This window comes from Yersinia ruckeri ATCC 29473 (assembly GCF_000754815.1).
In the GTDB taxonomy this organism is placed as follows: Bacteria; Pseudomonadota; Gammaproteobacteria; order Enterobacterales; family Enterobacteriaceae; genus Yersinia; species Yersinia ruckeri.
Genome location: NZ_KN150747.1, coordinates 1,469,217 through 1,482,120 on the forward strand (window position 1 = coordinate 1,469,217; position 12,904 = coordinate 1,482,120).

The window sequence follows — 12,904 nt, forward strand, 5'->3', positions numbered from 1 at the left end:
CCACGTTCGTTATTGTTGCCCTACCTGTCCCCATGTTTTTCAGCTTGGTTTTATCATCAGTGATAGCTGGGGCAGCTACTACGCACGGGAGGTTCCACGCGAGATGTATCTGACCGGGAAAATCTTCACGCAGCGTATCGAACGCAACAACTTGACGTTCAGAACGCGCCTCAGGCAACTGCACGCTTTATTGAGCTCCACGAGAAAGTCATTGGCACCTTCATCGAAAAATACCACTTCAACTGATTGGATGAATTACCGTCGAGACTAATACAGATAAACACTAGATAAATATCACACTTAAGGTAAGATCAGGCATACAAAATTTTCGCTACTAATCTGTACAATCAATAATAGGTTAATTTATGAAAAAAATCATTTTAGAAAAACTTAATGAAGCTTTAGAGCAAACTGACGTAGAACAACGTTATGAGGACATACGTGATGATCAAATCTTACTCGAAAGCGGATTAGACTCACTAGGATTTGCGATTCTTGTTGCGTTACTTGAAGAAGAACTCGACTTTGACCCATTCCAACAAATGGAAGATGCTGTATATCCAACAACCTTCGGTGAATTTGTAGCTATTTATGACAAGTACTCTGCCTAACCCAAATTATTTGATTGATCTTGTAAAACGCGTGCCTCGTAAAAGGTTTTTTCTTTCCACACAGGCATCATCTTATACCTATAACGATGTCGTTGAGCTCTGCGATAATTTCCGCATGAGTTACTCTCAATTAACGAATAAAAACTGTGCCATTATTTCTGATGACCGCGAGTCATTAGCATTACTCCTTCCTGCAATCGACAGCATTTGTCACAATGTTTTGTTGCTACCTAAAGACGCAGAAGGACACGAAGATGAATTCTATCAATCTGCTGATATCCACTACGTTGTCTCTTTATCAGCAGGCCAAGTCCGAGACATAAAAGAAGTATCAGTCCAACAGTCCATTAAAGGTCAAACAAAAAGGGCTTATATTCTCGCGACATCAGGAACCACTGGTATACCCAAATTAGCCAGTTACTCATTACCAGCATTACTCGCAACATCGAAAAACGATATCAAACGAGGGGAAGAGTTTACTTGGGGGTTAACCTATGATGTTAATCGATTTGCAGGTTTGCAGGTTTATCTTCAAGCTCTAGCTTCTGGTTCAAAGCTCGCTGTACCATCAAGCACGGCAAGCATGGGGGAAGTTATTGCGCTTTTTATTAACTCGTCTGTGAACTGTTTATCGGCGACACCGTCTTTTTGGCGCAAACTGATGATGGAGCCTGAACACTCTCGGCTTAGTCTAAGGCGAATTACGCTCGGGGGAGAAATCAGTAACCAAAGCGTACTTTCAGCGTTAGAACAACGTTACCCTTCTGCGGCAATTATCCATATTTATGCTTCAACTGAAGCGGGTGTAGGTTTTGTGGTTAAAGATAAAAAAGAAGGCTTTCCTTCTTCATATCTAACTAATGAGTCCAATCTTGCCTGCCAACTAAAAATTATTGATGGCATCTTATGGATAAAAAACGCTAATAGTTGCACTAAGTTTGTAAAAGGAGATTTAGAAGTCAATGATGAGGGGTTCGTCAATACGGGTGATATGGTCAATCTCGAAGAAGGTCGTGTACTTTTCTTAGGGCGTGAAAGTGGCTCAATCAATGTTGGCGGCAATAAAGTTATGCCCGAAAAGGTGGAGTCTGTACTTGAACAACATTCATACATTATTATGGCAAAGGTTTTTTCCAAAGCCAATCCAGTACTTGGATCCCTCGTTGCCTGTGAAGTCGTTATTAATGAGAGCGCAAAAGGACTATCCCCTAAAGAGATCAAGCGTGAAGTTTTATCATTCTGCAAAGCAAAGCTTCAACCATTTGAAATGCCAGCATTGCTCAAAGTTGTTGAGTCAATAAAAACTAATATGGCAGGTAAAAAGGTAAGAAATTAATGAAAAATGTCATCATTACAGGTTGTGCAAAAGGACTTGGTCTAGAAACATCAAAAATGCTTGCTGACGCAGGGTATAATGTCCTTGGTATTAGCCGCACACCAACTGAAGAATATCAGCAACTACAAGCAAACAACCCTAAAACAGTCTTCTTCTATCAATTTGACTTTGCCGAAGTAAAAGAGATATCAGCACTCGTTAAACAACTCACTAAAGAGCATGGGCGTATTTTTGGCTTAATCAATAATGCCGCACTTGGACATGATGGGGTATTGGCAACGATGCATGAAACTGATATATCCCTGCTTCTGAAGGTTAATGTTGAAGCACCGATCATACTGACAAAGTATGTGTCTCGCTCCATGCTACTCAATCGTGTTGGCCGTATTATCAATGTTGGCTCAATTATCGGGTCTACAGGTTTCAATGGGTTAAGTGTTTATGGTGCAACCAAGTCGGCATTGGGTGGTTTTACTAAGTCATTAGCAAGAGAATTAGGGAAATCGCAAATCACAGTAAATACGCTTGCACCTGGATATATGGAAACCAACATGACCGAAGGTTTGGTTGGAGATAAGCTAGAAAAAATCAAAAGACGAAGCTGTTTAGGACGCCTAGCCAATGTGAAAGACGCAGCTAGCATGACCCTTTATTTACTTTCGGATGATGCCGCAGGTATAACTGGCGCTACGTTTACAATTGATGCAGGGAGTACAGCTTAATATGGGATTGACAATTAATTTATGTGCTGTTTCTGATGTTGAAAATCTAATCTCTTTTATAGATTCGGATTGGAAAAAGGATCATATTTTTGTTCGGGATCGAGAACTTTTTGATTGGCAACATAACGGTTTAGATTGTTATCATTTCGTTGTAGCTAAAGACGATGATGAAATTGTTGGAATTCTTGGCTATATCCCATTATCTCAATACTCTCCTTTGTTAGTTGAAAATAATGAGTTATGGCTTGCAATTTGGAAGGTCAAGGAAGGGGTAAAAAAACCGGGCCTTGGCTTGATGATGCTAAACCACTTAAATAGGGTATATAAAAAACCAACAATATGCTCTATAGGCCTAAGCCCTCAAGTTATTTCTATCTATAAAGCTTTAAAGTATAAAGTAGGTGTTCTTTCTCATCATGCTTTTTTTAATCAATATTTCAATGATTTTAGCATTGGAAAGCCTGATGGAAGCCACTTAGTATCAATTCTAAAAAATAATTTAATCCACGAAGTGTCTGATAGCATCGATGCCATCCCTGATTCATTCTTTTCCAATAATCCTAAGAAAAACAATGAGTATATAAAAAATAGATATATAAATCACCCAAGGTATAATTATAGGTTTTTATCTATCTATGATAATAGAGATCTGTTATCGGTTTCTGTTTATCGAGAAATAAAAATGAATGATACTAAAATAGGTAGAATTGTTGATTCTTTTGGTGAGAATATAATGAATTCTAAGTTTAATTATGCGCTATCTAATTTTTTAGATAAATCCAAATATGAATATGTGGATTTGGTTTCCAATTTGCCGTATAATTCTGGTAGTGGCTTTATAAGCTCTAGTGACTCTGTCATTATCCCCAACTACTTTGAACCATTTGAAATGAGAAACATTAAAATAGACTATGCTTACAAATCAGATAAAGAGTTAGTCATTTTCAGAGGCGATTCAGATCAGGATAGACCAAATATATGAATAAATTAACAGTGGTAATGTATCATTACGTAAGAAACATAAAAGAGTCTAGATACCCAGATATAAAAGGGTTAGAACTAGACTGTTTTATTGAGCAGTTGGATTTTTTCATTGATAACTATCACATCGTCACCATGGAGGAAGTCATATCTTCTTATGCTGGCAAAACTGAGCTACTCAGCAATTCTCTCTTGTTAACATTTGATGATGGGTATGCTGAGCATTTTAATCATGTGTATCCTATTTTAAAGGAGCGTGGAGTCCAAGGTTCATTTTTTGTTCCAGCAAAAGCTATTTTAGAGCACCAGTTATTAGATGTGAATAAAATACATTTTATATTAGCATCAATAAGTAATATTGATGATATGTTGTGTGATATTCGCAATGATATTAACTATTACAAAGAAGAATATAATTTACATTCTTTTGATGAATACTTTTCAGAGCTCGCTATACCTAATCGTTTTGATACGAAAGAGATCATTTTTGTAAAACGTATCCTTCAACATGCACTTCCTGAAAAACTAAGGAATTTACTATCTGCTAAGTACTTTAAAAAGTATTTAGGTATCCCTGAGGTGGTTTTTGCGAAAGAGCTATACATGAGTCAAGAGCAACTTAAGCAACTTGTACGAGATGGAATGCACGTCGGTTGTCATGGTTACGATCATTATTGGTGGAATAAATTAGACCAAGAGTCATTAAAAGTTGAACTTGAAAAGTCTAAGGGGTTTCTTAAATCTTTAGGTTGTGATATGTCGAAATGGACAGCGTGTTACCCCTATGGCTCTTCTAGTGATTTAGTTGTTGCTGAACTGAACTCACAAGGTTGCAACCTCGCATTCACTACAGTTGTAAAGCTAGCAGATATTGATTATAACTCTAAATTATTGATACCTAGATTAGACACCAATGACTTTCCTCCAAAGAGCGATAACTACAAGTGTTACAGAACATAAAGTCTAAGTAGTTGCCAAGGAAAATCATAAATACCTAGTGAGTAGCTCATTATTTTAGACTGTAAATTCAGATCCGGCTGGAAATTAAAAACTAGAGTCGCAGTCACTGGGAATTTGTAAATATCTCAGCGCAGCATGTCGTCTGGATGTAAGTACACCCATTTTAGTTCCACGTACTTTTTGAGATTTCCGGTTTTTCAGCCATCAACCGGTATTCTTCCGGCGTCAGGTTATTCAGGGATTCATGAGGTCGCTCGCTGTTATATTCATTCAGCCAGCGCTCCGTGATTTCCCGTGCTTCATTCAGTGTCCTGAACAGATAAAAATCCAGCACTTCTGTCCGGTAAGTTCGGTTAAAACGTTCGATAAATGCATTTTGTGTCGGTTTACCGGGCTTAATAAACTCCAGCATCACGTCATGTTCTTCAGCCCATTGTGCCAGAACAAGTGATATCAGTTCCGGCCCATTATCCATCCGCATTTTCAGCGGATATCCACGATTTGCCACGATCCTGTCCAGCACACGCACAACCCGTTGCGCCGGAATATTCAGGTCAATTTCAATCGCCAGAGCCTCGCGGTTAAAGTCATCCACGACATTGAACGTCCTGAATCGTCTGCCACAGACCAATGCATCATGCATAAAATCAATTGACCAGCTCTGATTCAGTTGCTCCGGTGTTGCCAGTGGTGCCGGATTACGCACCGGCAGACGTTGTTTTCCCTTACGACGAAAATTTAATTTCAACAGACAATAAATTCGGTGAACCCGTTTATGGTTCCAGCGGTGACCCTGCCTGCGCAGCACCTGAAACAACTTCTTAAAGCCGTATCGCGGATAGCGTTCTGCTGCCTCAGTTCGCCCCTGAATCACCGGTTGTAGTGGATCAATAATTCAGGACACCTCGAAATCCTGTTAATGTTAAAACAGTGAACGTGAGGTGATGCATGATCAAAAATCGTCGGATTAAACGCACATTTTCCCCAGAGTTCAAACTCGAAGCTATCGAACAGGTTGTTGAATACCAGCGAGATGTACGGGAAGTCGCTCAGGCGCTCGAACTCAACCCTGACCATTTGCGCAAATGGATACGGCTGTATAAGCAGGAAATTCAAGGTATTGAGCCCGTTGGCAATGCCATTACTCCTGAACAACGCGAAATTCAGCAGCTTAAAGCACAGATAAAGCGTCTTGAGATGGAAAAAGAAATACTAAAGCAGGCTGCCGTGCTGATGAGCGAAGCCCCCGGAAAGTTATCGCGCTAATCACACGGCTAAAAGCAAAGTTGGCCTGTGCAGATCCTTTGTCATTTATTCGGTATTCACCGTAGCGTTTATTACGCGCAGGTAAAGCGTCCTGTTAATGCACAAAGAATTGAAAATGCACAAAGAATTGAATTACGAAGTCGGGTGAGAGAATTCCATGACTCTCAGTCGTGGTGCTGCAGGTAGTCGGGCAATCAGTCAGATATTGCGCCAGAGTGGCGTTAATGCAGGTCGATGGCTGGCGCGACGACTGATGCAGGAATGCGGGCTGACTAGTCGCCAGCCTGTTAAACATCGCTACCGGGTAAATGAAGACAACAGTCCGGCATTACCAAACTTATTGAACCGGCAGTTTAACCCCGCCACACCAAACCGCGTCTGGTGTGGTGATATCAGTTTTATTCGCCTGCAGGACAGATGGTGCTATCTCGCGCTTGTTATTGATTTATATTCACGCCGGATTATCGGTTCAGCCCTCTCATTAACCGCTGATGCTGATGTGGTGTGCCGGGCTTTGCGTAACGCTCTGGAAACACGACCTCGTGATGGCCGTCTGCTGTTTCATTCAGATCAAGGGGTTCAATATAAAAGCAATAAATACAGGAAATTACTCTGGCGTGATGGGGTAATGCAAAGTATGAGTCGCAGAGGGAATTGCCTGGATAATTCGCCGATAGAAAGAGTCTTTCGCAGCCTTAAAAGTGAATGGCTTCCGAAAGGTGGTTATAGTGATTTTAGCCATGCAGTACGCGATATAAACCAGTGGATAAATGGTTATTACAACGTTTATCGCCCTCATACGAACAACGGTGGTTTACCGCCTTGCCTGCATGAAGAAAAGTGGAGACAGGTTATTCCGGTGTCCTGATTTTGTGATCCACTACACATAGCGATCTCCTCAAAGGGACATAGTCAGTATGTCGGAAGATCTCTAAAAGTGAATGGTTCTTTTAAGTGTGATACTTACACTATAGCCAGCAACATCTCAAATACTCATAGTGAGAGGGCAAAAAGCTCACTGCATTCTTGCCAGCAATTTTTCTAACTCAATAGAGGCACTGGATAGAGACTTTGCATTCTCAAGTGACTCACATAACTCGGCGAGGTCAGGGCGATCAAAAATCTGACATAACCCCAATACCTTATGGCTTATATGTTGCGCTTTTTTGAGATCTGCGGCTGCCAGAGCATTTTGGATGCTGGTTGAGTAGTCATGTATGGCAACGTGGAATGCAGCAACTAATTCGGGGCTATGCATTTTAAGCGCTCCTGTTACCAAAATGTTCAATGATTAACGAATGCCATGTTTTAACCGATACTGGTTTACGCATGATATGGTTCATGCCCACTTCTTTGGCACGCATATAATCGTCATCTTTCAATGAAGCTGATTGTCCAATGATAAGCACCGACTCGCTATTATTTTGCATTAACTTTCTCAGATGCAGTACTAGCTCAAAACCGTCACTGTTATCAAGACGGCAATCGGTAATAATCATCGGATGCTGATATTGAATCCAGCTTTTATACGCACTTTGAGCATCGGCCGCCGCGTCTACAATAAAGCCCATGGAAGTAAACATTTCGCTTTGAACCGCTCTTAGCAACGGCTCATCTTCTACTATCAACAATCTAGTCCCTTCGGGAAGGGGTAATTTTACACAGTCTTTTGTATTGGTAACCGGTGTGATCTGGTTTTCATCTCTGTGGCTATTGGTTAGCGACAAAATAGCCTGGAAAAACTCCGAGGCATAAATAGGAGCGTTGGATAACTTTCGTTGTTCGTTATTTCTATTACTCAAAATCCACAGAGTATTATTGAAATTGGGTTGCATAAAGAGTGCATGCTCTTCAGTCACGGTGGAAAATGACTGCACTCGAGGAACAACGCCCCAGGGATTAAGGAGATCTTTAATATCATCAATATCTGCCTGCGCGGTTCCCTCAGGCATGATAATCAATAAATGGTTAGGGAAGCGCTCTTGTATTGCATAATGAGCCGGCATAATAGGGAACACTATTTTTACCCGAGAACCTATACCCTGTTTACTGAATATAACCAGGTTTCCACCAATCAAATGTATATTTTTCTTGGCAACAAACAGACCTAGCCCAGTACCTTTAGGGATATAGTTTTCTGATTCATTACTCGTGGGTTGTTGACCCTGATAATAAGGCTCAGATAGCTTTTCAAGCGTCTCCGCAGGTATACCAACACCGGTATCTGTAATCTCAATTGAAAATTTATCTCTATCATCAACACGAACAACAGAGCATTCAATCAGCACGATACCCGAGCGTGTATGTTTTATCGCGTTATTGACAATGTTATTCAGAGCTTGCGAAATTAGTTGTGAATCAATCAGATGCGGCATGAAAAATTCTGGTGACAAGTAGCTGACTTTTATTTTTGTCTTATGTTTCTCAGCAAAACTTGCGAATAATTTGACTGTCGTATCACAAATATCTGATAGATTATGCGGATGAGGATTAGTTTGTACCTGTTTAGCATTGATCTTTGCATAATCGAGTGATAGATCAAGATTATCAAGCAATGACTTCGTCACATGTATAACATTAAGTAAACGATCTTTATGGGCAGTGACAGATATTTTATTTGATAGATCTTCACATGCGGTAAGAATACCAATAAGTGGCGTCCGCAATTCATGGGACATGACGGATATTTCTAGCGTGTTTTTATCTGCAATGCTATGAAGCTCACTCTTTAGCTTTCTGATATTTCTTATAGTGTAAATAAGCATAATGAATAAGATAAAAAGAGCAGAAAATGAAATTAATTTTATTAATTCATTATTTTTTTTGACATCATCAATTGGAATAATCCATTTTGATGCAAGATCATTTTGTTTCTGAGCAGAAATCGACGTTATCACTTTGTTCAGGATATCCACCAGAATTTTATCCTCTGGCTTGGTGCTCATCACGAGAGGGATTTTTTTCCCGGATGGTCGGGAAATTTTCAAAACCCCTTGATACAGTAAATTAACGTTATAGGTGGCATGCGGAGCAAGAACAATGGCCGCCGCAGCATTGCCTTTAGCGACACTTTCAATCGCTGTAGCGGGTGACTTCATGATTTTGTAGGTAATATTTGGATATTGCTCTTTAAACCAATTGATTAAAGACAAGTTGTCAGAAATGCTAACATAGCCTTCGTTAATATCATCTGGAGTATATAAATAAGTGCTTTTACTCCGTTTTACCATAGTTGGCCATGCGGAAAAAAAAGGAATGGTACTAATCAATCCATTAGCTTTAGGATAGTCTTCGGATGTACTAGTGAGTAACTTAACCTTACCGCTCTTTAAATTACTGTATGACTCAACATAGTTTTCACTTGGGACTAACTGAAATTTTATTCCGGTAATTTCCGAAAGCAAATTGATATAATTTCTCGTTAAGCCAGTGTGTATGCCTGAAGCATTAATTGACTCAATAGGGTAGTTATGTGGCTCAACACTATAGGTGATAACAGGGTTATCCTGGATATAACGCTGTTCCTCAGGAGTCAAACTGATTTTATTGTCTGCCTGAATTTCCAATGAAAATAAATTCAGTGAAAATAAAAATATTAATTTATAAGTCGATTTCATTGGCATATTTGAAAAAATCTGCATTAGAGGTGATGCCCAGTTTTTTAAAAGCTCGTATCTTGGTATTTGAAACAGTTTTAAAACTTATATTCAGTTGATGACCAATATTCTTCTGATCTAACCCTGATAGTAGTAAGCGGAGAACTTCAGTCTCGCGTTCGGAAAGATTATTAACAGAGTCATTTTTCCCTGCGGATAGATTACCCATGAGATCTGCAGGGAAATATTTTTTACCCTGTGCAGCATGTGTAATAGCAAAAAACAGCTCCAGTATGTTGCCACTTTTATTGACGAAAGCATGTGCACCAGCCTGGTAGACGATCCTCGCAACAGAAAGATTATTGTGAGCAGTATGCACGATCACTTTTAAGTCAGGTTGAATCTTGAGTATACGTTTTAGTAATGTAATGCCATCTAGCGGGATGTTTGGCTGCTGAAACGCCTCAGGGGACGGTGCCAAAGCATAATCTAACAATAATAAATCAACTTTATGATCTTTTAATAATTTTATTAATCCAGCAGCATGTTCCGTACTACCAACGACATCTAGCGTAAAATCGCTATAAATTAACGGTCGGGTAATATCCCTATTATCAAAAGGGTAATTCTCTAGAATGGCTTTTAGTGCCACACGACTTAAGGATTCATCCTCAGCGACAATAATATTAAGTTTCGAAGGCGTGGGCATATTAATTCTCTAGTGCAGGATGACATCCAATCTGGCCGTGTCAGTAACACATTAGGATGGCGTAACAGTTAATAGTATGTTTTTTATGATTTTTTTATTTTCGTCAATCTTACTAATATCTACAGTGATTATATTATCACTCATCATCTGTAATTCATCCTCTTTTTCTATCCGGGCACTTAGATAAACTTGCTGTTCGGATAACAAAATATCATCTGACATTTTAAAACGAAAGTGATGTGCCTGCGCGCTCTTTGACGTTAAAAAGGCAAATTCTTGAATAACTAAGCTACTATTAGATTGAGGTTTTTTTCTACTAATAGTGATAATTACATTAGAGTTATTAGGAATATCCTTAGCGAAGGAAGAAACTCTCCCTTCAATAGTGATTGCATAATTATTCGAATTTCCGCCTTGAGTTATTGAACATCCATTTAGGATAAAAGCCATTAAGAGCACTAACCCTAGCTTGATATGGAAATGCTTTGTTACATTAAAAAAATCATTCTATAACTCTCATATAGTGACGTAGTCAAAAATAAATATGGTTGCAGCTACAAGCAGCAGCGAGGTTGCCAGCGTTTTTAAAGAGCGGGTCTTTACAGAAATACTCCCATGGCTATGAGAACTGGCCGCTTCGGGTTCAATGATCTCTTGTGTTCCAACATATCTGACGCCAATACGAGGGAGGGTCATAATTGGATCTTCCTCAACACCGATGTTTGAAAACGAATATCTCAGTTGCTTAATTAACTTGTAGTAACTGCTATCCGTTACAATAATGCCGCGAGATTCCCAAATAGTATGTATTATTTCTTTTTTTTCACACGTTCTCTCTAATAACATCTGAAGAAGTCGAGACTCATTTTCAGAAAGACGAGTTTCTTTCTTATGCATTGATAACGTTCTTTGCAATGGATGGAAAATTATATTTCCATTAAGTCGTGAGATTTTAGCTGTATGCATATCATCGTTTCCTTATATAAATTTATTCGTTACCAGGTGTAGTATTTTCTGGGGAGTATTAAACGATATAAAATTCTATAAGTCTAACGGTCTATATCAATTGAAGAGTAATCTCCATTCCTATAGAGATTATTCCGCATATATATTAATAGTATTTGAAATTAGATGGTTGATATTTCAGTGTTAAAAATGGCGTTAATGAACGTGAATATAAAAATGAGATTGGACATAAATACTAGGATAAGAAAAGGAATTTTATAATTCCACACCAAAAATACGCTTTTTATGCTTTGAAAAGTCAGCGCCAGAACTCACTGTTTTCATTATATCATCCGCATATTTATCTCGCCGATATGGGGTTTCGGAGTGATAAGCTCCAACGGCCTTCCAGCTATAGCCATATTTTTTAAATTTTAGACTGAGTAAATAAGCACCTGCATGAATGTTATTGCAAGGGTCTAGAAGCATAGGTTTGCTGGTGATGATTCCGGCTGATTTCAATGAAGCAATATGAATAGAGTTGACCTGCATGAGTCCGAAGTCGTGACTACCATTCTTGTTACTATTGAGTGCTTTCTCTTTCCAGCTAGATTCTTTGTTGATAATAGCCTCAAGAATTATAGGGGGAATGTTCCACCGTTTAGAGGCTTGAATAAGATAACTGGCCGAAGCGGGCGATAAAGTTGCCAGAAAGGTGAAGATGGAAAGTATTATATATAGTGTATTTTTCATATTCTGTTATCTATAAATTTCTTTTTCGTCGTCATCATCATCAAAGTTCGATGATTCATTTAAAATTTTATTTAAGTACTCTGAAGTGATATTTTTAGTGATGGTGTATAGGGTATATGCCGGTGAAATAACCTCTTTTAATAAAGTGATATCATTCGTATCGGTTGAGCTATTTAGCTGTGAAAAAAATTCGCTTACGATCTGATTACTACTTTTCTGATCAATACCTTTTAGATGCTCATGGATGTATTGGATAGCTGTTTTTATATTGATGTTTTTATCATTCTTCAGCGTATCAGTTAAATTTTTTATTATTTTATTAATATCATCATTACTTTTAGATTTGTGAGTCACTGTGGTTACAGATGAATCTAAAATAGGTAGTGATGTAGAGTAATTATTAATTATTGTCATTTTTAACGCATTCCTTTAGTAGCGTATTTGAAATTATTTTTTTTAATTCTTTATATTTTTTAACATTCTCAACAGTTAGTTGATGAGATGCAATAGGTGAAAAAATGCTGCTTAATACCTGATTTGGGCTACTATCAGGATTGAAATTTATAATCTTGTCACCTGTCTTTAGTAAGAGATGCTGTCGATGGCTTTTTTCTATTTTTATTTCCTCATTGTCTTTAAATGTTGATTTTACTTTTTCGTAATATTTACTTGGTACGTATATTTCTAGAGCAGAATGATGAGTATTCATATTAGCGAAATGTTCTGCGACAATCTCGACGGTTCTTGGGTCGCTAAATATTTCAACTAACTTGTGTTTCAACCGCTTTTCTGTTTCGCCAACGGCCTGATGATAGGCATGTTGATAGTGGCTCAGTGATGATATTAAGTCTTTTAAAAACAACCGAATACCAGCCTCGTAACCCTGCTGTTGTGACTGGTTCTTGATATGTTCACCGTCGTTACAGGCTTGCTGAAAATACAATTTAGCTTATTTTTTAGCATAACTAATAATACGACGATGATAATCATCTGCCTTTATTACGGTGTTCTTTATTAATACTTTT

13 protein-coding genes and 3 pseudogenes are annotated in these 12,904 nt (G+C 38.5%); 7 read left to right on the plus strand and 9 right to left on the minus strand.

The genetic code is table 11. From position 1 onward, the window contains the following. Positions 1-37: 37 nt before the first annotated feature. From DJ39_RS17380 to DJ39_RS06485, 6 genes and pseudogenes are all read left to right on the plus strand, one after another. Positions 38-246: pseudogene (locus tag DJ39_RS17380) on the plus strand (IS1 family transposase); the annotation flags it as partial. 119 nt (positions 247-365) lie between these two features. Next, the gene (locus tag DJ39_RS06465; protein ID WP_004723351.1) at positions 366-611 is read left to right on the plus strand and encodes an acyl carrier protein; all 246 of its coding nucleotides are present in this window, start codon (positions 366-368) and stop codon (positions 609-611) included. Next, a complete protein-coding gene (locus tag DJ39_RS06470; protein WP_038245305.1) occupies positions 592-1,947 on the plus strand; it encodes an AMP-binding protein in 1,356 nt (451 codons plus the stop codon). The genes DJ39_RS06465 and DJ39_RS06470 overlap by 20 nt, the downstream gene beginning before the upstream one ends. Further along, positions 1,947-2,669 (plus strand): SDR family NAD(P)-dependent oxidoreductase, encoded by a 723-nt coding sequence (locus DJ39_RS06475; RefSeq protein WP_038245303.1) that lies wholly within the window; start codon positions 1,947-1,949, stop codon positions 2,667-2,669. Before DJ39_RS06470 ends, DJ39_RS06475 begins: the two co-directional genes overlap by 1 nt. Position 2,670: 1 nt before the next feature. Then, complete coding sequence (locus DJ39_RS06480) at positions 2,671-3,651, plus strand: hypothetical protein (protein ID WP_004723353.1); 981 nt, start codon at positions 2,671-2,673, stop codon at positions 3,649-3,651. After that, on the plus strand, positions 3,648-4,610 hold the full coding sequence (locus DJ39_RS06485; RefSeq protein ID WP_038251242.1) for a polysaccharide deacetylase family protein: 963 nt from the start codon (positions 3,648-3,650) through the stop codon (positions 4,608-4,610). The genes DJ39_RS06480 and DJ39_RS06485 overlap by 4 nt, the downstream gene beginning before the upstream one ends. A gap of 163 nt (positions 4,611-4,773) precedes the next feature. On the opposite strand, the pseudogene DJ39_RS06490 reads toward DJ39_RS06485, so the two are convergent. Then, positions 4,774-5,466, minus strand: a pseudogene (locus tag DJ39_RS06490) (IS3 family transposase); the annotation flags it as partial. A 92-nt stretch (positions 5,467-5,558) separates the two neighbouring features. On the opposite strand from DJ39_RS06490, the pseudogene DJ39_RS17875 reads away from it, so the two are divergent. Continuing rightward, positions 5,559-6,744: pseudogene (locus DJ39_RS17875) on the plus strand (IS3 family transposase). A 147-nt stretch (positions 6,745-6,891) separates the two neighbouring features. Here the strand turns inward: DJ39_RS17875 and DJ39_RS06505 are convergent. The 8 genes from DJ39_RS06505 to DJ39_RS06540 all read right to left on the minus strand — a co-directional run bounded on the left by DJ39_RS06505 (position 6,892) and on the right by DJ39_RS06540 (position 12,822). Beyond that, positions 6,892-7,134, minus strand: a complete 243-nt coding sequence (locus DJ39_RS06505) for an Hpt domain-containing protein (RefSeq protein ID WP_004722145.1) — start codon at positions 7,132-7,134, stop codon at positions 6,892-6,894. 1 nt (position 7,135) lies between these two features. Continuing rightward, a complete protein-coding gene (locus tag DJ39_RS06510; protein ID WP_230596552.1) occupies positions 7,136-9,517 on the minus strand; it encodes an ATP-binding protein in 2,382 nt (793 codons plus the stop codon). Beyond that, positions 9,477-10,181 (minus strand): response regulator transcription factor, encoded by a 705-nt coding sequence (locus DJ39_RS06515; RefSeq protein WP_004722140.1) that lies wholly within the window; start codon positions 10,179-10,181, stop codon positions 9,477-9,479. Before DJ39_RS06515 ends, DJ39_RS06510 begins: the two co-directional genes overlap by 41 nt. A gap of 51 nt (positions 10,182-10,232) precedes the next feature. Further along, complete coding sequence (locus DJ39_RS06520) at positions 10,233-10,631, minus strand: hypothetical protein (protein ID WP_038251248.1); 399 nt, start codon at positions 10,629-10,631, stop codon at positions 10,233-10,235. 66 nt (positions 10,632-10,697) lie between these two features. Then, positions 10,698-11,147 (minus strand): winged helix-turn-helix domain-containing protein, encoded by a 450-nt coding sequence (locus DJ39_RS06525; RefSeq protein WP_038244581.1) that lies wholly within the window; start codon positions 11,145-11,147, stop codon positions 10,698-10,700. 255 nt (positions 11,148-11,402) lie between these two features. Next, on the minus strand, positions 11,403-11,879 hold the full coding sequence (locus tag DJ39_RS06530) for a lytic transglycosylase domain-containing protein (protein WP_038251250.1): 477 nt from the start codon (positions 11,877-11,879) through the stop codon (positions 11,403-11,405). Positions 11,880-11,885: 6 nt separating this feature from the next. Continuing rightward, positions 11,886-12,293: a hypothetical protein gene (locus DJ39_RS06535; protein WP_038251252.1), complete on the minus strand. Its 408-nt coding sequence runs from the start codon at positions 12,291-12,293 to the stop codon at positions 11,886-11,888. Further along, positions 12,280-12,822, minus strand: a complete 543-nt coding sequence (locus DJ39_RS06540) for a hypothetical protein (protein ID WP_004722132.1) — start codon at positions 12,820-12,822, stop codon at positions 12,280-12,282. Before DJ39_RS06540 ends, DJ39_RS06535 begins: the two co-directional genes overlap by 14 nt. Positions 12,823-12,904 lie beyond the last annotated feature (82 nt).